19 protein-coding genes are annotated in these 23,820 nt (G+C 47.5%); 9 read left to right on the top strand and 10 right to left on the bottom strand.

Translation table 11 applies throughout. The features are described from left to right. The first annotated feature begins 140 nt into the window (after positions 1–140). Positions 141–1,829 (top strand): chaperonin GroEL, encoded by a 1,689-nt coding sequence (groL, locus tag NG833_RS20585; protein WP_254567144.1) that lies wholly within the window; start codon positions 141–143, stop codon positions 1,827–1,829. Between the two features lie 101 nt (positions 1,830–1,930). Here the strand turns inward: groL and NG833_RS20580 are convergent, their stop codons facing one another. Next, entirely contained in the window at positions 1,931–2,143 is a 213-nt protein-coding gene (locus NG833_RS20580) for a nuclear transport factor 2 family protein (protein ID WP_254567143.1), read from the bottom strand. Between the two features lie 79 nt (positions 2,144–2,222). Here NG833_RS20580 and NG833_RS20575 point away from each other — a divergent pair, with 79 nt between their 5' ends. Then, a complete protein-coding gene (locus NG833_RS20575; RefSeq protein ID WP_254567142.1) occupies positions 2,223–2,606 on the top strand; it encodes a helix-turn-helix domain-containing protein in 384 nt (127 codons plus the stop codon). On the opposite strand, the gene NG833_RS20570 is transcribed toward NG833_RS20575, so the two are convergent. Next, positions 2,563–2,790 carry a nuclear transport factor 2 family protein gene (locus NG833_RS20570; RefSeq protein ID WP_254567141.1) on the bottom strand — a complete coding sequence of 76 codons (228 nt, stop codon included), beginning with the start codon at positions 2,788–2,790 and terminating at the stop codon, positions 2,563–2,565. The two genes, NG833_RS20575 and NG833_RS20570, sit on opposite strands and share 44 nt — an antisense overlap. A gap of 67 nt (positions 2,791–2,857) precedes the next feature. Here NG833_RS20570 and NG833_RS20565 point away from each other — a divergent pair, with 67 nt between their 5' ends. The 3 genes from NG833_RS20565 (at position 2,858) to NG833_RS20555 (ending at position 5,881) form a co-directional block, all read left to right on the top strand. Further along, a complete protein-coding gene (locus NG833_RS20565) occupies positions 2,858–3,880 on the top strand; it encodes an aldo/keto reductase (RefSeq protein ID WP_254567140.1) in 1,023 nt (340 codons plus the stop codon). Positions 3,881–4,104: 224 nt separating this feature from the next. Next, entirely contained in the window at positions 4,105–5,229 is a 1,125-nt protein-coding gene (locus NG833_RS20560) for an acyl-CoA desaturase (protein WP_254567139.1), read from the top strand. Positions 5,230–5,539: 310 nt separating this feature from the next. Then, on the top strand, positions 5,540–5,881 hold the full coding sequence (locus NG833_RS20555) for a c-type cytochrome (protein ID WP_254567138.1): 342 nt from the start codon (positions 5,540–5,542) through the stop codon (positions 5,879–5,881). A gap of 6 nt (positions 5,882–5,887) precedes the next feature. Here NG833_RS20555 and NG833_RS20550 read toward each other — a convergent pair whose 3' ends face one another. From NG833_RS20550 to NG833_RS20540, 3 genes are all read right to left on the bottom strand, one after another. Then, positions 5,888–9,496 carry a PAS domain S-box protein gene (locus NG833_RS20550; RefSeq protein ID WP_254567137.1) on the bottom strand — a complete coding sequence of 1,203 codons (3,609 nt, stop codon included), beginning with the start codon at positions 9,494–9,496 and terminating at the stop codon, positions 5,888–5,890. A 432-nt stretch (positions 9,497–9,928) separates the two neighbouring features. After that, the gene (locus NG833_RS20545) at positions 9,929–10,630 is read right to left on the bottom strand and encodes a response regulator transcription factor (protein WP_254567136.1); all 702 of its coding nucleotides are present in this window, start codon (positions 10,628–10,630) and stop codon (positions 9,929–9,931) included. 20 nt (positions 10,631–10,650) lie between these two features. Beyond that, positions 10,651–12,876 (bottom strand): ATP-binding protein, encoded by a 2,226-nt coding sequence (locus NG833_RS20540; protein ID WP_254567135.1) that lies wholly within the window; start codon positions 12,874–12,876, stop codon positions 10,651–10,653. A 25-nt stretch (positions 12,877–12,901) separates the two neighbouring features. Between NG833_RS20540 and NG833_RS20535 the strand changes: the two genes are divergently transcribed. Continuing rightward, a complete protein-coding gene (locus NG833_RS20535; protein ID WP_254567134.1) occupies positions 12,902–13,057 on the top strand; it encodes a hypothetical protein in 156 nt (51 codons plus the stop codon). Between the two features lie 448 nt (positions 13,058–13,505). On the opposite strand, the gene NG833_RS20530 is transcribed toward NG833_RS20535, so the two are convergent. The 4 genes from NG833_RS20530 to NG833_RS20515 are packed head-to-tail and all read right to left on the bottom strand — an operon-like array spanning position 13,506 to position 17,005. Further along, a complete protein-coding gene (locus NG833_RS20530; protein WP_254567133.1) occupies positions 13,506–13,946 on the bottom strand; it encodes an NADAR family protein in 441 nt (146 codons plus the stop codon). A 19-nt stretch (positions 13,947–13,965) separates the two neighbouring features. Next, positions 13,966–14,514 (bottom strand): hypothetical protein, encoded by a 549-nt coding sequence (locus NG833_RS20525; RefSeq protein WP_254567132.1) that lies wholly within the window; start codon positions 14,512–14,514, stop codon positions 13,966–13,968. A gap of 3 nt (positions 14,515–14,517) precedes the next feature. After that, positions 14,518–15,201 (bottom strand): PD-(D/E)XK nuclease family protein, encoded by a 684-nt coding sequence (locus NG833_RS20520; RefSeq protein ID WP_254567131.1) that lies wholly within the window; start codon positions 15,199–15,201, stop codon positions 14,518–14,520. Further along, positions 15,191–17,005, bottom strand: coding sequence for a sensor histidine kinase (locus tag NG833_RS20515; protein ID WP_254567130.1), 1,815 nt, complete (start codon positions 17,003–17,005; stop codon positions 15,191–15,193). Before NG833_RS20515 ends, NG833_RS20520 begins: the two co-directional genes overlap by 11 nt. Positions 17,006–17,642: 637 nt before the next feature. On the opposite strand from NG833_RS20515, the gene glpK reads away from it, so the two are divergent. Both glpK and dusA read left to right on the top strand, forming a co-directional pair. After that, positions 17,643–19,145 (top strand): glycerol kinase GlpK, encoded by a 1,503-nt coding sequence (gene glpK / locus NG833_RS20510; protein WP_254567129.1) that lies wholly within the window; start codon positions 17,643–17,645, stop codon positions 19,143–19,145. Positions 19,146–19,437: 292 nt separating this feature from the next. Next, entirely contained in the window at positions 19,438–20,463 is a 1,026-nt protein-coding gene (gene dusA / locus NG833_RS20505) for a tRNA dihydrouridine(20/20a) synthase DusA (protein WP_254567128.1), read from the top strand. A 105-nt stretch (positions 20,464–20,568) separates the two neighbouring features. Here the strand turns inward: dusA and NG833_RS20500 are convergent, their stop codons facing one another. Continuing rightward, positions 20,569–22,605: a WYL domain-containing protein gene (locus NG833_RS20500; protein WP_256556091.1), complete on the bottom strand. Its 2,037-nt coding sequence runs from the start codon at positions 22,603–22,605 to the stop codon at positions 20,569–20,571. A gap of 699 nt (positions 22,606–23,304) precedes the next feature. Here NG833_RS20500 and folK point away from each other — a divergent pair. Continuing rightward, positions 23,305–23,700, top strand: a complete 396-nt coding sequence (folK, locus tag NG833_RS20495) for a 2-amino-4-hydroxy-6-hydroxymethyldihydropteridine diphosphokinase (protein ID WP_309143873.1) — start codon at positions 23,305–23,307, stop codon at positions 23,698–23,700. Positions 23,701–23,820: the final 120 nt, after the last annotated feature.

The following is a 23,820-nucleotide window of genomic DNA, read 5'->3' as shown; positions in this document are numbered from 1 at the left end:
GCGCTGCTGCGCCCACCCCGATCCCGAGTCTCGTCCCTCACCGATCATGCCTCACCCTGCTTGTACGGTTTATACGAATTAGCACTCTGCACCATAGAGTGCTAAATTTTCTACTTGGAGCAGATTGAGTAACCGACACTATGGCAAAAATTATTTCCTTTAACGAAGAATCCCGTCGGGCGCTGGAACGCGGGGTCAACGCCCTCGCCGATGCCGTCCGAATCACGATGGGACCGAAAGGACGCAACGTGGTCCTAGAAAAGAAATATGGCGCACCAGATATCGTAAATGATGGGATCACCATTGCTAAAGAAATCGAATTAGAAGACCCCCTGGAAAACACGGGGGCCAAACTGGTGCGGGAAGTCGCCGCCAAAACCAAAGACATTGCCGGTGATGGCACCACCACCGCCACCGTCTTAGCCCAAGCGATGATTCGCGAAGGCTTAAAAGTCGTGACTGCTGGTGCAAATCCGGTTTCAGTCCGCCGTGGGATTGAAAAAACCGTCGCCTATTTGCTAGAAGAAATTCAAGCGTTGGCTAAACCCGTCGAAGGGGACGCGATCGCCCAAGTTGCCACCGTATCCGCTGGCAATGACGAAGAAATCGGTCAGATGATCGCCGAAGCGATGGATAAAGTCACCAAAGATGGCGTGATCACCGTCGAAGAATCCAAATCCCTCACCACGGAACTGGATGTCGTCGAAGGGATGCAGCTCGATCGCGGCTATATCTCCCCCTACTTCGTTACCGACAACGAACGGATGATCGTCGAGTTTGAAAACCCGGCAATCCTAATTACCGACAAAAAAATCAGTTCCATTCAGGACCTCGTCCCCATCCTGGAAAAAGTGGCCCGCGCCAGCAAACCCCTCTTAATCATCTCTGAAGATGTCGATGGCGAAGCCTTGGCAACCTTAGTGGTGAATAAAGCGCGGGGTGTCTTAAACGTCGCTGCCATCAAATCCCCCGGATTTGGTGAACGCCGTAAAGCGATGCTGCAAGATATCGCCGTCCTCACCAATGGTCAGATGATTTCCGAGGAAATCGGTCTGAGTCTGGATACCGCCACCCTGGATATGCTGGGAACCGCCCGTAAGGTGACCATCACCAAGGAAAGCACCACCATTGTGGCGGATGCCGATGACAAAAACAAAGAAGCCATTCAAACCCGCATCGGTCAAATTCGCAAAGAATTAGACAGAAGCGATTCCGACTACGACAAAGAAAAACTCCAAGAACGGATCGCCAAACTCGCCGGGGGTGTCGCCGTAATTAAAGTGGGCGCTCCTACGGAAACGGAACTCAAAGAACGCAAACTGCGGATCGAAGACTCCCTGAATGCCACTAAAGCAGCAGTGGATGAAGGCATCGTCCCCGGTGGCGGTACTACCTTGATTCATCTGGTGAGCAAAATTGAGGCCCTCAAAGCCAGTCTCAATGATGAAGAAATCCTCGGGGCTGATATCGTCGCCAAAGCTTTAGAAGCACCTGTGCGTCAAATTGCTGATAACGCCGGTGTTGAAGGAAGCGTGGTTGTGGAAAAAGTGCGGGAAAGTGCCTTTAATGTGGGCTACAACGCACTGACGGGTGAGTATGTGGATATGATTGCTGCGGGCATTATCGACCCGGCTAAAGTGGTGCGATCGGCCTTGCAGAATGCGGCTTCGATCGCCAGCATGGTCCTAACCACGGAAGCCCTCGTTGTTGAGCAGCCTGAACCGGCTGGTGCTATGCCTGACATGGGCGGCATGGGCGGCATGGGCGGCATGGGCGGCATGGGCGGCATGGGCGGCATGGGCGGCATGGGCGGCATGGGGATGATGTAATTCCGGGGTTTTAAACCACAGATTTCACAGATTTTCACAGAAGATAGATTTTGACAGAAGGAAGAGTTGGAGGGGTGTTGCACTCGTCTAACTCTTTTTTTTTATCGCAAGATGGGGCTGCCGTGATGGTGGATGAGATACCATTTGCCACCCATGTTTTCAAAGAGGTTGGTGGCGTTGGAGAGGGATTGGTTTTTCCGTCCGCTGCTGGTTTGGGTGACTTTTTCGATGAGGATGATATAGGCTAGGTTGCCGATGGAATCGCTGGCGGTAATTTGGATTTCAATTTCTAGTCCAGAGGCGCAAAAGAACATAACTAGCTATAATCAGAGGGAGAGGCAGAGGAACCCCTATTAGGAGCCACGCCCAGGTTTTATCTCGACTGAATCAATCATGCCTACTCCAAAAGCCAAAGTCTTTACAGTATCTTCAAGGCAGTATCGGTTACTAGAACAAATATCGAGCCGGACAACTAATCCACATCGATTAGTACAAAGGGCCAAATTAGTCTTGTTGGCGGCTGATGGAGTTAATAACACCGAAATTTCTGAGCAATTGCAACTGAACCGGAATCAAGTCCGGATGTGGCGCGCACGATGGGCTGATGCCGCATCCAGACTAGAGATAGCAGAAACTCCAGAAACTAGCGATCAAAAATTAATTCAACTGATTATAGATGTTTTAAGCGATCAACCCCGTCCAGGTAAGCCCGCCACATTTACAGTAGAAGATATTATCCAAATTGTTGCATTTGCCTGTGAACTAGCGTGGTGGTGACTTTAAAGATTTTTTGCCAGGAGGGGCGGATTTCTTCCCATCCTTTGAGAATTTTGCGTCCGGGATGGATACAGAGGGTGTCGATGCCTTTGGACCAGATTTCGCTCATGGCTTCCATGTCTTTGGTCTGAAAGGCGCGATAAAAGGCGAGGTTGGCTTCGAGGACGGCGGGTTCGGCGGTCATGGGTTGGCCAATAACGGTTGATTTTGCTTTATTGTAGGGGAAGCAATGCTTTGATGAGTTTATTTTGATGCCGCTACCTGAATCAAGCCGACTGCAATTGACTGAGGATTTGACGATTTGCCGTGTTTTAAATGGGATGTGGCAGGTGTCTGGTGCTCATGGACGGATTCATCCCCAACGGGCAGTCGCCTCGATGTTTGACTATCTGGATGCAGGATTCACCACTTGGGACCTGGCGGATCATTATGGTCCGGCAGAGGATTTTATTGGGGAATTTCGCCGCCAGTTGGCTGAAAAACGTGGGGAGGCGGCCCTGGCAACTGTTCAAGCGTTTACGAAGTGGGTGCCTCGTCCGGGTAAAATGACTCGGCAATTGGTGAAAAAGAATATTGATATTTCCCGCCAGCGCATGGGGGTAGATGCGTTGGATTTGATGCAGTTCCATTGGTGGGATTATCAGGATAACAATTATTTAGATGCCTTGAAGTATATGGCGGAACTTCAGGCGGAGGGGAAAATTAAGCATTTAGCCCTGACGAATTTTGATACGGAACATTTGGCAATTATTGTCGAGCAGGGGATTAAAATTGTCTCGAATCAGGTGCAATTTTCGATTTTAGACCGGCGTCCGGAACAGCAAATGGTGCCGTTTTGTTTGGAGAATGGGATTAAGTTATTGGCCTATGGAACATTAGGCGGGGGTTTACTTTCTGAACGGTATTTAGGACAGCCGGAACCGAGTTCACGAGTTATAGATACAGCTTCTTTGAATAAGTATAAAAATATGCAATCGGCTTGGGGGAGTTGGAGTTTGTTTCAGGAGTTGTTAGAAACTCTTGCGGAAATTGCTAATCAATATCAGGTGTCGATCGCCAATGTTGCAGTGCGATATGTTTTGGAAAATCCTGCGGTAGCTGGTGCGATTGTAGGGACAAGATTGGGGGTGGCGGAACATATTCAAGCTAACTCTAAGGTATTTGAGTTTAGCTTGACTGCGGCGGATGTTCAGAAAATTGATGGGGTTTGCGATCGCGCCCGGAATTTGTTGGCATTAATTGGCGATTGTGGGGATGAATATCGCCGCCGTTAACCCTGGGAGCAAATTTGGGGGTGGCACAGAAAGCGATTCGGTGGGGAAGGGGCGATCGCACTCCCGATTCAAAAATCCTCAACCCCTAAACTATAGCCGAATCCGGGGTCTTGTCCCCCTCTAAAATGGCGGATTACCCTCCCCACCCTGAGTTAAAAATCCTCAGTCTCCGACCGCGCAAATAGGTTAGAATACAAAGGCGAATCTGATAATTTCTCTTAAACATGACAGGAACTAAGGTAACGTTTGCCAAAAATAAGGGGTTCTGGAAAGAACTCAACAGTCGAGTTGAAGCCTATTTTGAGGCGGAAAACCTCCCCAAACGCGATTGTCCACAGATGTATCTAAAAACCCTAACTCTCGTGTTATGGATGGTTGGGGCTTACAGTTTTACCCTCTTTGGTCCCGCTGCAATTGGCTTTAAAATTCTGGGCTGTATGGTTCTCGCCGCAGGAATAGCCGGTTTTGCGTTTTGTGTGGGTCATGATGCCAATCACGGCGGTTATTCTAATCATAAATGGTTGAATAAAGCGCTGGGATTAACCTACGATGCGATTGGTTTGTCGAGTTATTTATGGAAGTTCCGCCACAACTACCTCCATCACACCTATACCAATATTCTGGGACACGATGTAGAAATTCATGGGGATGGATTAGTCAGAATGTCCCCGGATATGCCTCACAAATGGTATCATAAATTCCAACATTTGTTTATTTGGTTTATTTATCCCCTCATTCCGGTGTATTGGTCGTTCTGCGATGTGCAAATTATTTTGTTCAAGCGCAAATATCATGACCATGTGGTTCCGACCCCTTCCCCGATGACTCTGGCAACCTTGCTGGGGGGTAAGTTGGTTTGGTTGGGTCTGTTTATCGGAATTCCTCTGGCAGTGGGATACAGTCCCTTAACGGTCATCGGCGGTTTCCTTCTGACTTATTTTACCTACGGAGCGATCATCTGTGAGGTATTTATGATGGCTCATGTGATGGATACCGCTGAATTTATCACCCCGGATGCTGAACAGAACCATGTAGATGATGAATGGGCAATTTTTCAGGTTCGCACGACCGTCGATTTTGCACCTAACAATCCATTTTGTACCTGGTATATGGGAGGATTGAATTTTCAAGTCGTCCATCATTTATATCCCCATATTTGTCACATTCATTATCCTGAGCTTTCCAAGATTTTGATGGGAGTTTGTGAAGAATTTGGAGTAAACTATCAAATTCATGAAACCTTAACCGGGGCGATGATTTCTAATTACAATTGGTTGAAAGCGATGAGCGTTCCGCCACAACCTCTGGCCACCCCTACTCGTGAGTTAGCCAGTAATTTGGCCAAATAAATTCACTCCCTCTGACTCAACCAGACCCTCCCCTGATTTTGATGAAGTAAAGGGAGAAAAATTAAGGAGGTGGGCAATGCCCACCTTACTCTTTCTCTCTCCCCTAAATCAGGGTATTTTATGAACGGAACCGATTCATAATGGTGACAGAACTTCCGCCGATTTTGAAAATACCCCCTAAATGTAGAGGCGATTCGCGAATCGCCTCTACATTTAGGATTTAACTTTAAAGATTGCGTAAGTCCTGGGTGAAATATAGTGCAATGGAATCAGCAACAGATTAAACCCCAAAGTAACAGGAAAATCTAGGATGAAACATCGACTAATCGGGGCGGTAATTTTATTCATGATGTTGGCAATCAGTCTCATGGGAATACAACCGGCAATGGCAGATAATTCCGGGGATGGGGCTAAACTTTTTACGGTTCACTGTGCCGGGTGTCATGCCAATGGCGGTAATATTATTCGCCGAGGAAAGACCCTGAAACTGAAAGCATTAGCTAAAAGTCATCGGGATACCCAAGAGGCGATCGCCCAGTTGATTACCCAGGGAAAAAACCCGATGCCTGCCTATAATGACCGCTTGAGCGTTCCCGAAATCGAAGCGGTTGCCGCTTACGTTTTGGAACAGGCAGAAAGCGGCTGGAAATAACAGATTTTATGGGCCTATTTCCTCCGCCGGTTGATTCATATTCAGGGGCAACCAGAGGGTAAAAGTAGAGCCTTTTTCCGCCTCACTTTCTACCCTAATTTCACCCCCCATCATCTTGCAGAAGCGTTGGGAAATGGCGAGTCCTAACCCGGTTCCCCCATACTTGCGAGTCGTGGAGGCATCCGCTTGACTAAAGGCTTCAAAAATGTTTTCCAGTTGTTCGGGGGAAATGCCGATGCCGGTATCAGTGACGCGAAACTCAATTCCTGGAGTCTTTTCCTGGGGAGTGCCAGGGGTTACAGGGTCACGAACCCATTCCCTAGCTTCACGGGGAGTAATGGTTAAGGCGATCGTCCCGTTTTCGGTAAATTTCGCCGCATTACTGAGCAGATTGAACAAAATCTGCCGTACTTTTGTCAAGTCTCCTGTCATGATTCCCACCGATGGATCGCAATTAATTTCTAAGTGATTGCCATTTTTTTCGATTAAGGGTTCAACGGTACTGAGCACTTCAGAAATCAGGAGGGTGATGTCGAACGGTTCCAGATAGAGGGTCATCCGTCCGGCTTCAATTTTAGAGATATCTAAGATATCGTTAATTAAAGCTAATAGGTGTTTTCCAGCGGTTCTAATTTTGGTCAAATCTGCGATCGCCTCTTGTTCTCCGGCATCCTCCATTTCCTCCGTGAGGATTTCGCTATAGCCGATAATGGCATTGAGGGGAGTCCGAAGTTCATGACTCATATTAGCCAGAAAGGTACTTTTAGACCGACTCGCTGCCTCTGCGGCATGGAGTGCCTTTTTCAGGTCTTGTTCGGCGCGAACTCGCTGGGAAATGTCTGTACTAATCGAGATCAGTCCGACAATCGTCCCGCTGGGGTCCTTGATGGCATCGGCGCTTAACAGAACCGGAATGGTGCGATCGCCCGAAGTGCGGTGAATGACTTCCCCACTCCAGGAGTTGCCATGCATAATGGTTTCAAACACCTCAGTCCCGAGCATGGGGTCCGCAAAGACCGCTAAAGGTCCTCCAACGGCATTTAACTGTTCCGGGGTCTCATATTCATAAAGCCGAGAAAAAGCCGTATTTTGATAAATATGACAGCCAAACCGATTGCTGATGGCGATCGCATCCCCGGAACTTTCGACCGCCTTGCGGGTGAGAATTAATTCAGATTCAGCTTCTTTGCGGGCGGTGATATCTTCCACCATTGCGATCGCAAACTGCGGCGTTTCTCTTTTCCCAGAAACCAAAGAAACACTCAACCGACCCCAAATTTGACTGCCATCTTTACAGCGATATCGTTTCTCAATTTGATACCCCTTCCGCTGTCCCGTGACCATCTCAATCGCCAGTAACCGTTCCGCCTTTTGGTCTAACGGATCGCTGAGTTCCAGACAAATTTTTCCCTGTAATTCCTCGTGCGAATATCCTAACATGGACTGAAATGCGGGATTACTATCTAAAATCTCCCAATCCAAAGTCCGCACGACAATCCCAATGGCTGCCCCTTCAAACACCGCCCGAAACCGTTGCTCACTCTCTCGTAAAGCCGCTTCAACATTGGCGCGTTCAATAATTTCTATTCGCAACTGTTCCAAACTACTATTCAGTTCAGAAGTGCGCTGTTTGACTCGCCGTTCCAGTTGAGTATTGGCATTATTCAGCGCTTCCTCTGCTATTTTATGGTCGGTAATGTCCCGCGAGTTAATTACCAACCCGTTCACCGCAGGTTCCGCCAGCAAATTGCGCCCAATTGACTCAAAATATAAAATTTCTCCCGTCGCCCCCTGGACCCGATACTCGATTTTCATACTCAAGTCGGGATGGTTCCTCAGCATTTGATAGCTTTCTCTGACTTTTTCCACATCCTTGGGGTGAACAAAGAAGGTGGCATTCTGGCGAATCAATTCTTCGGGATAGTAACCTAGAATGCGCTCGACGGAGGGACTATGATAGCGGATTGTGCCATCGGGTTCTAGGATGGTAATCATATCGGAGCTATTTTGAATCAGCGATCGCCATTTCGCTTCGCTTTGAGTCACGGCTTTTTCAGCTAATTTGCGATCGGTAATGTCAATCATCACCCCTTCCCAGAGAATATCTCCATTCTCTTGGCGTTCCGGTCGGGCCACACATTGCAACCATTTGAGCTTACCGGACTGCATGATAAACCGGCCTTCCCATCGCCAGGGTTCCATCCGTTGAATCTTCGTGGCGATCGAGCGATCGTAACTCGGGCGGTCCTCGGGATGAATCATCTCTCCCAAAACATGGGGATGCTGCTTCATATAGTCCGGTTCTACCTCCATCACATCCAAACAACCGGAGGATAAAAAGGGAAAAGAAACCGATCCATCTTGATGGATAATCGACTGATAAATTAATCCCGGAATATTATCCGCTAACTTTTGAAACCGCGCTTCACTCTGTTCTAACGCCCGAATAGCTACAAATTTTTCCGTCACATCCTGAACCAGAGAGGCGACTCCAATCATCTGACCCTCAGAGTCTACTAACGGAGTATTGTGCCACTCACAAATAATCACCCGACCGTCTTTAGTTTGATTCTCGTTGGTACTATAAATCCCGCCTTTTTGATGTAAGAGTGCTTGTAAGACTTCTTCATTGACTTCCCATTGAACATTCTCGGGAATCAACTCTAAGGCATGATGCCCCAGGATTTCCTCCCGGGTATAGCCAAACAGTCTTGACGCTGCGGGGTTCCAGTTGGTGACTTCAAAGTTTAAGTTCCACTCGACTGCCGCGAGGGGAGTTTGCTGGAGGTGAATCGCCAATTTTTGTTGGGATTCTTGCAGGGCCGATTCCGCCTGCTTGCGATGGGTAATATCTGTAGCAGTCCCGGTGGTGCCAATGATATGGCCCAACTCATCCCGCATTAGGACCGCATTGAAACTCAAAAATACCGGGGTCCCATCTTGGCGGCGATGTTGAGTTTCGTAGGGAAAAACCGACTCCCCCGCTTCCAGGCGATCGAACATCTGCCGATCTTTGACCCCTTGTTCCGGGTCCATAAACTCGAAAAAGAATCGCCCAAGCATCTGCTGGGGTGCATATCCGTAAATCTCTTGGGCCGCTTGGTTGACAAAGGTCCAGCGGCCCTCCCGATCCAGGGACCAGATTAAATCCCGAGAGGTTTCGACTAAATTTCGATAATGGCGCTCACTTTGATGCAGGGCCGCTTCTAACTCGTGCTGTTCCGTGATGTCTCGCCCCACCGCATAGCTGATGCTGTCTGGATAGTGGCACGCTTTCCAGGCAAACCAGCGATAGGTGCCATTTTTGTGACGATAGCGATTTTTTATGGATACATCGGATTGGTGAAGGGGATTGGCGACGGTGATGGTCAGTTCTCGATCGTCGGGGTGGAGAAACTCGATCCAAGGGCGTCCTAGCAATTCTTCCTGGGTCCATCCGAGGATATGAGTCCAGGCCGGATTCACCCGCTTGAAATAGCCATCGGTTCCGATAATGCAAAAGAGATCGGCAGAGAGCTTAAAGAAAATCGTAGAGACGAGGTGAATCGCCTCAGTCTCAGTTTTGGCCGTATTGAGTGTCTCGTAAAAGCGATGGGAGTCCCCGGGTGCATTCATAATATTTTGCCAATCTTGTTATGAGATCTGAAGAGTCTATTGACCCCCAGTTGAGGGAGATCGCCTCCTCTGACCTGATGGGTTGCCTTGCCCACTTGTCTTAACCCTGATTTGTCCCTGGAAACGGGTACGGATGGATACTATTTCTGAATTTAAGAAAATAGGAATTCAAAAAAGTAGATGGCCCTGCAAAATTTGTTTTTCCTGATTTCCATTCCCTGAACTCTGGAAATCCCCAAGCTCGTGCGTCAAGTAGGTCTAATTGATATAGAACCCAAGTTTTGGGCTGATTCTCTATCTGGCTCCCAAAGCCTCTCGGGAGGGAAAAAGCCCCTTGCCGGAATTCTACAACCCATTTAGACGCGCTATATTCCTACTTCTAAAGATAATCTTAGTTTGACAAAATGCTTGAGGGTTAGTCAAGTCTCGGGGCTAATCTTCAAATTTATAGCCCACACCAATAACGGTTTTAATAAAAGACGGATTCGCCGGGTCCAGTTCGATTTTTTTTCGCAACCGGGCCACATGAGTATCGACCACCCGTTCATCCCCGAAAAAGTCATCCCCCCAGAGTTTTTCTATCAGTTGCGATCGCTGCCAAACCCGTCCAGGATAGCTTAAAAACGTTGACAGCAGATTAAACTCCAAGGTCGTTAAATCCAAAGTTTCCAACTCCCGGTTTTCCAATTGCCTCGTGGCAATCCTTCGGTCCACATCCACCATAAAATGTTCGGTTTGGTAAACCTGAGAACTCTGATTCCCTTGGCGCAGGCTCCTTCGCAATAAGGCGCGGACTCGCGCCACCAATTCCCGAGGACTAAACGGTTTGACCATATAATCATCGGCCCCGGTGGATAAGCCAATCACCCGGTCAATTTCCTCCCCTCGGGCGGTCAGCACTAAAATATAGGGGTCTTTAGGTCCCGGTTTTTGTCGGATGCGCGCACAAACTTCTAACCCATCCAATCCCGGTAGCATTAAGTCTAAAACAATTAAGTCTGGCTGTTGCTCTTCAAAGACGCGCAGGGCGGTCAAACCATCGCGACAGTTGAGGCATTGAAAGCCTTCGGCTTCTAATGCCCGTCCCACAATCCGCGCAATTTCCGGTTCATCCTCAACAATTAAAATTTTCATAACTTCGCCAGTTGCCTCTCTTAACTCACCGGGGTGGGCTGGGAATTAGGGGCCTCCTCCAAAGCCGGGGCGATCGCCTGGTCCTGGGTCTTTTCAACTAGATGCTTTTTTTCCGGGTACACCGCCAGATCGAACCAGAAGGTGGTTCCCACCCCCACTTCACTGACTAAATGCATTTGAGCATGATGTTTTTCCATAATATTGCGGACAATGGAAAGACCCAACCCTGTCCCTTCTAAGGTATGAACCCGGTTTTCCACCCGGAAGAAGCGATCGAAAATTGCCACTTGGTCTTCTGCGGCAATCCCGATCCCCGTATCCCCCACTTCAATCCGCACCATCGGCACATTGGGTTTCTGCTGTTGGTTCGGGAGGGGACATTGCGGATTCCCGCGCCAGGAGTTATCCTCTTCGGTTTCCAACAAATAGGCGCGAATCGCAATCCTTCCCCCGGGTTCGGTGAACTTCAGAGCATTCCCCACCAAGTTGGCAAACACTTGCAGGAGCAAATCATAGTTAGCCACCACAGCAGGCAATTCGGGATCAACTTCTTGAATCAGGTCAATATTTTTATCCCGGGCATTGAGCTGATAGGTTCGCAGGGTTTGCTCCACAGGTTGAGCAATTTCTACCGCTTCAAACTGATAGGTCCGGCTGGATTCCAAACGGGAGAGGTCCAGGACATCGTTAACCAGGCGGGTGAGGCGATCGGTTTCCCGGTTAGCGGTTTCTAAAAATTCCTGACGCTCCTCTTGAGTGAGTTCTTCTCCATACTCATGGAGGGTTTCGATAAAAGACTTGATATTAAATAACGGCGTTCTCAGTTCATGGGAGACATTGCTAATAAACTGACTTTTCGCTTCATTCAGCTTGACCTCCCGGGTAATATCTTGAACCGTCATAGCAATCCCTTTGAGACTCTCGCGATATTGCGCCGTCGCTGAGGAAACCGAGTCATCATGATAGAGGGTGCATTCCGTGGCGTAGGGCCGTTCTGGGACGGTACAGGTATCTTCGTGATGGTAGGTGCAACTTTTGCATAAGGGATCGACTCCAGGGGCTTTATGCAGCAGCACGGTACTGAGTAAAATCCTGACGGTGCGCTTCGTGGGTTCGCTCAGGGTAAGGCGAAACTCTCCACTCTCCCGGGAAGCGTAGCCGTTGGCGGAAATATCCCCATCTCCCTCATTGGAGGAGGAAAGTTCTCGGAGGGAATCCCCTGCCGCCATTTCATACAGGGGTTGAGTCAACTCGGCACTGACTGCCGCAGGGAGCAAATCCAGGATATTTTGAGAAATTAGGTTTTTGCCTTCCCAGCCAAAAATCCGCCTTGCGGTGGGGTTGACTAAAATCACCTGTAAGGAAGTGTCTAATAAGACGGCTCCATCGGCGATGGTAGAAACGAGGGTTTCTAATTTGGCTTTTTCGGCAGTCAGTTCTTCAATGTTCTGCTCCTCATACCGTTCTAGCCGTTCGGCCATTTCATTAAAACTGCAAATTAATTCCCCCAGTTCCCCTTGTAGGGGCAAGTCTATCCGCTGTTTGAAGTTTCCCGTGGCGATGTTTTTCACCCCAACGAGCAATTCTTTAATGGGTTTGGTAATGGTTAAGGCATTAAAGACGGCCCCTAAAATCACCATCACCCAGATGGAGATAAATACGGCAATGGTGACATCCCGGGTGAGGTTGGAGGAGGTGACGACGGTGGGATTGGGGTTGATGCCGATCGCCAAGACGCCCAAATATTGGTTTTCGTGCGCCAGGGGGACAAAGACATCGGTGACGGTGCCATCCGGGGTGCGATGCTGCCGGACCATTGGCAAGTCATAAGTATTGGCAAACCCTTCGGGAAGTTGAATCCTCCGTTGCAGGGTCAGGGAGTTTTGGACCTCGGACTCGGAGAAGGGAATTCCCAGGAAAATTTGGCCTTCTTGGTCGGCATAGAGCATATAGCGCACGCTGGTGGTGCTGCTATAGAACCGATGAGAAAAGCGGGCCACTTCTGTGCGATTATCTTCGGCAATTAAGGGGGCGACATTGGCCGCCAGGAGTAGACCCAAATCTCGACCGAAGCGGGTGTCATTGATTCGGGCATCCTGTTGAATGGTATTGACAGCCCAAAATGTGAGTCCACTCATAATGAGGGACACCACCAAGGTAGCGGCTGCCATCAGTCGGGTCTGGAGGGTGAATTCGGACCACCAACGGGCAATAATTTCTCGGATTTTGTTTAGGAGAGCCAGCAAGGTTCTTTCTATCCGGTGGAAGGCAATGACAAGAATGGGGGAGTCTATTGCTATTGTGCCACGTTCTGAGGTTTTGGGAGAATGGGGCGTGGTTTTTTATGGGGCGATCGCGCTCAACCCCTCCTCCATCGTTCACGGGAGTCCGGCGATCGCTCTGCTCCAGGACTTACACCATTTGTAACATCCAGCCCTAAAGGGATTGCAAAATATAAATACTCCAAACGTTCAACTGAAAGGTAGGTAGGTGTAGGGGCGCAATGCGCAGGCCCCAGGGCGTATGCAATACGCCCCTACAGATAAGGGGGTACTCCGTTGAGTAGTCAATACGAACGAACGTTTTGGAGATTTTATTTTTGGGAGTTCCCTAAAGGGATGGCAAAATATAAATCCTCCAAACGTTCAACTGAAAGGTAGGTAGGTGTAGGGGCGCAATGCGCAGGCCCCAGGGCGTATGCAATACGCCCCTACATATAAGGGGCTACTCCGTTGAGTAGTCAATACGAACGAACGTTTTGGAGATTTTATTTTTTGGAGTGCCCTAAATGTAGAGGCGATTCGCTTTCTCGCCTCTACATTTAGGGTTTAACTTTAAAGATGGCGTAAGTCCTGCCGATAAAAAAAATTTAACTTTAGGATTCCTGACGCAGAATTTCTCGGACCTCCATTAAAATCTGACCCAATTTATTCTGCCCACTGCCATCTTTACCGCATCCCCAGTAATAATCATGGGGGGCATTTTCTACGAGTTCCTCCTCTCCAGTTCCTAGCAAAATCTCCCGAATCTCGTCATGAGTCTGGAATTTTTTGAGGACCGCACGGCGCATGATGTCATCTTTGACCGTTTCCCAATCGGGACGGAGGGGACGTTGGCGATCGCGTCCCATGTTAGCGGCATCTTTGGGGTTATTTACTTTTCGGATCTGCTCGGCATGGGGTGTCCCGGCAAATTTTTGGGCTTGAAAATAATGTTCGCTCGTCGGCCACCATACCCCATCTAACTCCAAGCCATGTCGGGAAAAGTTGGAGAAACATCCGTATTCGCTGCGGGTGCTATAAAAATAGAGGGTCACCGTCTATCTCCTGCCCCTTTTAACTCAGGGCTTTTTCTATTAAGTCGGTATATTTTTCCAGGGTAGTTGCATAATAACTTAAAAAATCTAGGGCGGGTTGCCGAACGACTTTATCAAATTTCTCGACTTCGTTCGGTAGCACCTTTAAGGGTTGGGTGACGAGATAGCGACTGGAACTATAATCAATCTCTCCCTGTTTTAAGTTTTCTTCTTCTTTGAGTTTTTCAATGAGAATTTCTCCCAGGCTATAGTCTGAAGATTTGACATACAGCAAGGGGGGATTCTCCATACCAAACAATCGCTCCGGAGTCAATCCTTCTAAGCCAATTAAGATGACATATTCATCATAGGAAGATACCCAAGTGGCATTGGAAATATAAATTTCTGTCTCTTCGTAAGCGATAAAATTCCACTGATTTTGCCACCAGGAATTTTTAACTAAATCAGCTTCCAGAGATTCTAGAAAATTCTGGAGTTCTGTTCTGAGGGTTTGTTCTGCTTTGAGAAGTTCCTGATAGGTTCCCCAATTTTTGGCTAATAACTTACTTTCATCTGAGAAAATTTTCATACATCATACCCTTGACACCACCTCAATCCAGTCTACCAAAATATGTTTAAGTTTTAAATCATTCAGTTGCGGCACAACTGAGTCGAAGGCGGCAGCGAGTTGGGGATAGGAAATCTGATGCCAAGGGTCCGGGTCTCCACTGCGGGGTGCTCGCCCTTCCGGGGTTAAAAAGATGGCGATTTGCCGTTCTTTGGGGATGCGTTGCGCTGAACCCAACTGCCGCATTTCGATAATTTCTAGCTCTGCTTGGTTGATGCCTTCTCGGTCCAAAATATTGTTATCGATCGCCACTAAAAACTCCCCGGGTCGATACAGAATCAGATCCAGGCGCAATTGGGGTGCGATCGCCCCAGAAAGGAGGCGATAGGGTTGACTGAAATGCTCCGAGGGAATGCAGTCCCCACAGAGTTTGACAAGCTGTTCTAAAAACAGTGCACCTTGTCCATGACTGCCTTCGGCATCCAACAACCATCCTAATACGGTGGTTTGAGTTGGCTCATTTTTGCTCAGTTGCAAGAGAGAAAATAGATTAAAATTAGCAACCTGACGCTGCCTGGACTGCTGATGGATGTCGGAAAAACTTGACAACAATGCCGACATCTGCGTTAGTTTTTTCTCTCGTTTTGACTGCCCTAGGGTTCTAAATTTACCGAGAAGGGCGCTCATTTTTTGGACTTTAGATGGCATTTAAAATGGGGACAGAAGGTCGAGTGTGCTGGATGGATAAAGGATAAGCTAAGGGTTCAATGGGAAGGGTAATCATAAATTCTGCCCCTCTTCCGGGTTGCGAACTCACCTCGATTTTACCCCCATGTTTTTCTACCACGCGGTAAACAATGGACAATCCTAAACCCGTCCCTTTTCCGGGGGGTTTCGTGGTGTAAAATGGATCGAATATTTTGCTATGGGTTGTCTCATCCATTCCCGGACCATTATCTGCAATTTTTATCTGGATGGTTTTCTCGTTGAGCTTCTGGGTTTGAATGATGATTTTTTGAGGAGACTGAAGGGGCTTGGATTCTTTCTGCGGTTGGCTTTCCAAGGCATCGATCGCATTGGAAATCAGGTGCATAAACACTTGGTTAAGTTGCGCTGGGTAGCACTCGATTGGGTCTAATTGATCATAGCGGGTAATGACTTCAATATGCGGCTGTAGGCGATGGTTACAGAGCAACAGGGTACTGTCTATTCCTTCGTGAATATCGACTCGTTTTTTCTCGGATTCGTCCAGGCGGGAAAAGTTTCGCAAAGAAAGGACAATCTGCCGAATTCGCTCGGAACCAATGCTCATAGAAGATAGCATTTTGGTCAAGTCGGCAATGACAAATTCTAAATCCACATCCTCAATGAGTTCCTCAAGTTCCGGGGACGGATTGGGATGCTCTTTTTGATAGAGTTTGACGATTTCAAGGATGTCTTGGATGTAGTGATTGCTATGCTCGATATTGCCGGTGATAAAGTTGATGGGATTATTAATTTCATGGGCAATTCCAGCGACTAACTGTCCCAGACTGGACATTTTTTCAGTCTGAATGAGCTGGGTTTGAGCTTGCTGAATTTCCTGGAGTTGTTCTTCAACTCGACCGATCAATTGATTGAGGGAGGTGGCTAATAAACCGGCTTCATCTTCGGTGAGGATGGGGACGCGGAGTCGATAATTGGATTGTTCAGTGGTTCGGAGGGCAACTTGGGTGACCCATTCAATGGGACGGGCGATCGCCCGACTGGTGTAGGAGGCTAACATCGTGGCGATCGCCACGGATAGCATCATGCTCAGAACTGTAATTTTCCATCTCAAAGATTCGGCTTTCATAAAGGTCTCTTTGGCCGCATTCTCTTGAGCCTGGGCTGCATTTAAGGTCTGGTATAGTTTCTGATAGAAGGCTTCTAAGGCCACTTCCAATTCGGAACTTTTTGCCAAAATTTTCTCTGTTTCCGAGTCATCGAGTCGAGTCATTAAATCGGAAAACGAATGAGAATTAGAGACTTTTAATTCTATCAATTCTTGAGAAGATTTCTCAGCAATTTGTTGAATTCTCCATAGGTTTTGCAGTTGGGATTCATCAAGGATGACTAAATTTTTCTCATGGGTGTTAACCAACCCTTGCAAATGGGTTAAAAGGGTCTTAACTTTTTTCTGATTTTGGGTCAGAAAGCTGCGGCTTTTTGATTCACTCCAGAGGGACTGCTCCCCACCGGAGACTAACCCTTGTTGATGCGATAGCGCGGTGACCACTTCATATTGCAAATGGGTGAGGATCCGCTGTTGCTCGTAGGCATGAACCAGTTGTTGTTTAGCTTTGTCATGATAAAGATCGCCTACGACTAACCCTAGACCCGTCCCCAGTAAGGCGATCGAAATGGTCAGAGCATAACCATAGCCGATTTTTTGCTTAATACTTAAGCGGCGAATCTTGGTTTTGAGCTGTTCCAGAAGATTTGGAGAGGATTTCTCGACATTGCCAACATTGCCAATCTGTGGTGGATCCACAATCCCTCTCTGTTTTCGGGTCTCTAGGACCTTGTAAGGCTCTTGAAGCTGCATAGATGGGGCTTCCCTTGCTGATAAAGATACTCTTGTCTGAGGACAAGCGATGTTTTTTCGGTGGAAGGACCCCAACATAACGGTGATGAAGGGTTCCTCCTCAATGAGGTGAACGCTGACTTAGGCGGCGATCGATGACCAACTGGCTTGAATTCCAGAATGGAACCAGCATCCTTCTTCACAAAAAACTTTATGAATCGGGTTACTGGTGCGTAAGCATTTCTCTACTTTATTAAATTTTTATAAAATTTCCAAGGGTTTTATAATTTTCCGTGATAATACGGAGCCTTTAGGGGCTTGACATTGAGGGCCACCGGACTGGATATTTAAAGAAATTAATCTGTTTGCTTTGAACAATTATATTTCAGTAATTGTAATATTGCAAATATTTAATCTTTAATTTGGACGACAACTAATCATCAGAGGCAGATCCCTGAAAATTCACTGTCACGGGTTGATTGGGATCAACTTTTGGGAAGAGTGGAGTCCCTAATCTATAGGAATTCAACAGTCAAATCCCGCCTTAAACTCTACGACTCTGACCCTAAATTTTTCATGCTCATTGATTTTATCCCAATAATTTATGAAACCATCTACCTCAAAGATAATTTTAGGACTCGACCTCGGCACCACGGGAAATCGAGCTATTTTATTTAATCAAGAGGGTCAATTAATTTCCCAATCTTATCAAGAATTGACCCAATTCTATCCGCAACCCGGTTGGGTAGAACATGATCCAGTCGCTATCTGGAACGATACTTACCATTGCATTCAACAGGTGTTGCAAAACCAGGGCATTTCTGGCTCTGAAATTGCCGCAGTCGGGCTAACGGTCCAGCGGGAAACCTGTTTATTGTGGGATAAAACCACCGGAGAACCGTTGCATCCAGCAATTGTCTGGCTCGATCGCCGGACTGCACCCCTCTGCCGAGAGTTGACCGAAAAAGGTCATGCTGCTGAGATTCAAAATCGCACGGGATTAGTCTTGGATGCCTATTTTTCCGCTACTAAACTCGCCTGGTTATTAAAATGGGTCAAGGACAATCGACAGGATATTAATCCGAACAATCTTCTCGCCGGAACCATCGATACTTGGATACTTTGGAAACTAACCGGGTCCAAGGTTCATGCCACCGATCGCAGTAATGCCAGTCGCACCCTGTTGATGAATTTGGAAACCTTAAATTGGGACCCAACGCTCTTAAATTTATTCGGAATTCCCCCGGAAATCATGCCGGAAATTCGCGACAGTTTCGGCTATTTTGGAGAAACCGACCCGGATATCCTGGGGTTTTCGGTCCCGATTATGGCGATTTTAGGGGATCAGCAAGCGGCATTATTCGCCCACGGCTGCGATCGCCCGGGACTGGTAAAATGCACTTATGGGACCGGCTGTTTTTTAATTGCTCAAACGGGTCAAGAATTAGTCCGCTCCCATCATCAACTCCTCTCAACCGTTGCCTGGACTGATGGCAACCAGGTAAACTATGCCTTAGAAGGGGCAATGTTTACCACGGGACGTGCCGTGCAGTGGTTGCGAGATGGATTAAACCTGATTGATTCTGCCGGAGAAACCGAGGCGATCGCCCGTTCCGTTCCCGATACGAATGGGGCCTATTTCGTCCCCGCCTTGAGTGGACTCGGTGCACCGCATTGGGATATGAGTGCCCGGGGAGCATTTTTTGGACTCACCGCAGGAGTAACCCGGGCACATCTAGTTCGCGCTGTTTTAGAGGCAGTCGCCTATCAAGTTAAAGAAGTCGTCGATGCCATCAATCAAGATAGTGATACCCCTGTACAACGCTTAAAAGTCGATGGCGGCGCTTGCGAAAATGATTTTCTGATGCAATTTCAAGCGGATGTCTTGAACATTCCCCTGGAACGTCCTACAGTCCTGGATGCTACCGCTCAAGGTGCCGCTTTTGCTGCCGGTTTAGCGGTGGGTTTCTGGACGGATTATCACACCCTCGTTCAAACTCGCACCCTGGATCGCTGTTTTGAACCGGGAGAGGGAAACGTTACAGCAAAAACTAATTTCGCTCAATGGCAAAAGGCGGTAAGTCGGGCTAAAAATTGGGTGGATTGAGCATAGGATTAAGAGCAATAAGATGGGGGTATGAAACTTATGTTATGATGATAAATTAGATAAAACTTAAGTAGGAATTGACTGAACTCAGAAGAGTGAAACAGTTTCCCTTCTGACCTAACCCCCCTGCCCCCCTTCCCTAAGAGGGAAGGGGGAATAAATCTCTTTCTCCCCCTTCCCTCTTAGGGAAGGGGGCTGGGGGGTTAGGTCTCTTTTCAAAACTAAGATACTCCCCCTAAACCCCCAACCCTGACCCATTTATTTCCATCCCATTGCTGCGATCGCCGAAATCATGAATCTTATCAACACCCAGGTTTTTCCCCAAGTTCAGGAGTCCAAATCAAGCCATTCTGAACCCGGTTTGCCGTTGAGTGTGGCCCCGATGATGGATCGCACCGATCGCCATTATCGCTACTTTATGCGCCTGATTACCAAGCGCACGTTGCTCTATACGGAAATGATTACCACAGCGGCGATTATTCATGGCGATCGCCCAAAATTGTTGGGATTTTCCCCCGAAGAAAAACCCCTATCCCTGCAACTGGGAGGGGATAATCCCCAGGAACTTGCCGAATGTACCCGGATTGCCGAAGAGTTCGGGTATGACGAGATTAATTTAAACGTGGGATGTCCCAGTAGTCGGGTTCAAAATGGGAATTTTGGCGCTTGTTTAATGGCTCAACCGGAACGAGTGGCGCGGGGAATAGAGGCGATGCAACGGGTGACAAAATTGCCGGTAACGGTGAAGCATCGCATCGGCATTGACGAGCGCGATCGCTATGAAGATATGAGAGAATTTGTCAGGATTATCTCCGAATCTGGATGTCGTCGATTTACCGTACACGCCCGCAAAGCATGGCTTTCGGGGTTAAATCCCAAGGAAAACCGCACCATTCCTCCCCTGCGCTATGAAGATGTTTATCAGTTAAAACAAGAGTTTCCTGAATTGTGGATTGAAATCAATGGCGGCATCACCACAATGGAACAAGTCAGGGAACATTTGCAGCAGGTGGATGCGGTGATGATAGGCAGGGCTGCTTATGATAATCCCTATTTATTTGCAAGCTGCGATCGGGAGATTTTTGGGGAAGAAATTCCGCCGCTTTCTCGGCATCAAGTCGTCGAAGCGATGTTACCTTATATTGACCATTGGTTAGCTCAAGGTTCCAATTTGAATCAAATTAGCCGACATATTCTGCAACTATTCACGGGACAAGCTGGAAGTCGGGCATGGAAACGACATATTAGCGAAAATGCTTATCTTCCTGGTGCAGGATCGGATGTCATTCGTGCTGCTTTAGCCAAAGTCCCGGAATAGCTACGAATTTTGGATGACTTATGCAATTTTTAACCTTAAAGCCAAAATGTAGAGGCGATTCGCGAATCGCCTCTACATTATTGGATAATATAAACTCAAAATTAATCACAACTTGCGATGATACACCCTGACAATTTCCTGACCAATTTTTTTAATTTTCTTAACTAATTCCGGCGGAGTGTAAATCTTCAAATTACCATCAAATCCCACAATCCACCGCAAAAAAGTGACATCATTTAATGACCATTTTGGGACCTTTATTTGAAGGCGATTGGGAAACTCGGGGTCAGGGGAGGGAGTTAAGTAAATCGGTGAAATTTTATCTTCTTCTTGGGAAAAAAACGGCTCAGAAATGGTGATTTTATGAGTGGGCAAATGCTTAGTTTCTTCTCGGATAAACCGAAAAGATTTATCTGTAAACCAGAGTTCCACGATTAACTCGACTTGCTTGCGGTTTTCGGGATTGGAACTGAGGAAACGGCGCTGCTGGGTAGTACTGGTTCCTAAAAATATCCCAGCACTTTCTTGATAAAGGGTTTCTAATTGTCGTCCCGAGTTTTCCTGAAGTTCCGCGCTGCGGGAGGTTTCCATTTCTTGATTCACCCGCAATCGGTCCAATCGTTCTAAGCGAAATAATCCCGGTTCTTTGCCGCCTTCGCATTCATAGCCGAGATACCAGGAACCCCCATAAAAGATAATTTTTAAGGGCCAAGCTAAAAAGAAATGTTCGGTATTTTTTGATAAGTCTTTAAATCCGGGAATGCGTTTAAATTCTAGTAAGGTTCCCTGGGCGATCGCCGCCTCGATTCTGGGAATAAAAGGAAAATCTCGGGCATTATAATGGGCGATTTCTCGGATGGGATAAGTATCAGAACCGTGACCATTTAACTCCGTTAGGGCCATGCGGTCTTTTAACTGCTGGGAAATGGAGAGGGCTCGGGGGTCGGCGAGATAGCATTCCTGAGATTGGAGTAACCAATAGATTTGCTTTAATTCCGTGGGTGAAAAAATCGCTGTTCCTGCAAAATAACCGGGTTTCAAGGGCAAAGGTGATAAAATTTTATAGGGTTTGAGGATGCGATCGATATCTTTTCGGAGATGATTGTCTCCGGTTTGAGGAATAATTCCCTGGTTTTGAAGTGCGATCGCCAAGGCTTGAAAATTCGCGGGTCCTGGTTCGCGAAATACAGGATGATGGATGATAAAGCGAATGGTTGCGAGGACTCGTTGAAACGGTGCGATCGCCGAGTAAGGATGGGGGGAGACAGGCCAATTTTCCAACCGTTTCACTTGAATGGGTGGAAAATTTCCATTCCCAAATCCGCCGCTTCCAATGAGATGATTCCCTTCCAACCATTCCAGATCCGATGCCAAGGCAACAGAGTCGGCATAGAGTTCTCCGGCTAATTTTCCCATAATGGCGCTGACTTCTTCAATGGCGCTGCTAAATTTAGGGAGGGGGTCAAAGAGGGTTTCTAAAACCGATGGCGCGGTGTTTTGCAGGTTGCCGATTCCCGGATAGCGCAAAATCAGGGAAATTAAGTGCATGAGGCGATCAAAATCCTGCAACTTGGAATACTGATGGTATCGGGGTTCTCCGGGGTATCGGGGTTCTCTTGGGTGGCGATCGCGCAGGCGTTGGATTTTTTGTTGGATATCTGCCTCCTGAACCCCTTCTTCTGGGTTGACTCGATGCAATGCGGCAAATCCTTCTGCCAGCAGGGGAGGAAACTGATGCAGCGATCGCCACATGGACTCCAGGACCCCCTCTGGGACCTGGCGACTGCGAGTTTGGTTCCATCGCTTGCAGGTTGCCAAAGGGGTCACCAACTGCCACCCCATCCAGGGGACCTCAAATTGCCGCAATTTCAACAGCAAACTCATCCGCCATACCCGTTTGGCATTGGTGGCGTCATAGATTACGCTGTCTCCTGCCGCGATCGCAGCTTGAATCTGAGCGATCGCCTCTTGTTCAATCGCTTCCCAGTTTCCCTGGATCCGTTCATCCCCATAGAGGGATTTGCGGATCCCATCCGTCGAAACGATCCGTCCCTCCGTCAGTTTTGTCAGCATTGTGGCAAAGCTAGATTTGCCACAACCAGGGATCCCAATCAAAAAGTGGCAGATTAGCGGCGGTTGCATAGTGGGGTCGTGGAACTGATACTATTTTAGGGGCTAAATTTTAAACTTCGCTCCCTAGGATTGATAACATAATTACTGGACTTCTTTAACGTTAACCGTTTGATTTTTTCTTTGAGGGACCCGGGTTATCCCCTTTTTCCCTCTACTTTAATGTATCCAATCTTAAATCCCTTGACCTAAACTCGGCCATTTTTTGTTTCCTAAACCAAAATCTTCAAGGGATTATCCCGACAAAAATCTGCTTACTCTGGAGTAGTATTTTGAAATTTATTGACAGAAGTTATTATAAAATTTCCGCGATTTTTAAAGTTAAACCCTCAATGTAGAGGCGATTCGCGAATCGCCTCTACATTGAGGTAGGATTAATTTTCAAAACCTGCGATAACTCTTGTCTCAGACTCTTTGATATTTTTATTAAACAAATTCTCAGTTTTCATAATCACTTTTGCGAATCAATCCTAGTACCCCCCAATTTTCATCATTTAAAATCCATACAATACCCAATGTAAAGCGGGATAAAATTAGACAGGTTAAAGCTTTTAGGGTGAATTTGGCAACAGAGCTTTCAGCTAAAACCGGAGATAAAGTTTCTGGATTATAGGTGTAATAAGAATGAATTTAGCCGGTAAAATAACCAGGTAACTGTTAAGAACTCGTAAACGGTTTGTTTATGCCGACTCTCCCCTACTCTCGGAAACCATGACATCAGCGATCGCAGCGATCGCACTGGGAAGCAATCTGGGTGACTCTCCCAGGATTTTGGAAGCGGCGATCGCTCATTTAGATTCGACCCCAGGGATATCGGTACAGCAGACCTCCGGCTGGTATCAAACCGCAGCGATCGGCCCTCCGCAACCTGATTATCTCAATGGCTGTGCTTTAGTGCAAGTTCAACTCACCCCCCAGCAGTTATTAGCGCGTTTATTAGAGATTGAACAGCAATTCGGACGGATCCGCCAGGAACGGTGGGGACCTAGAACCCTCGACCTAGATTTACTCTTCTATGACGATGCAATTGTGGCAACACCCAACTTGGAAGTCCCCCATCCTCGGATGAAAGAACGAGCATTTGTCCTAGGGTGTTCCAACAAATAAATCATCCAAATCCCGATGGTTAAGCACCTAACTATATTAGCCCGCGCAGGCGGGCTTTGTCCGTGTAGCCCCACCCTTAAGGGTGCGGGTTTTTTGGGTATTTTATTTTTTGGAGTTCCC

Source organism: Oscillatoria sp. HE19RPO, from assembly GCF_024220515.1.
Taxonomy (GTDB): domain Bacteria; phylum Cyanobacteriota; class Cyanobacteriia; order Cyanobacteriales; family Laspinemataceae; genus Laspinema.
The sequence above is the reverse complement of the archived record's forward strand: the minus strand, read 5'-3'. Positions and strand labels throughout refer to the sequence as shown.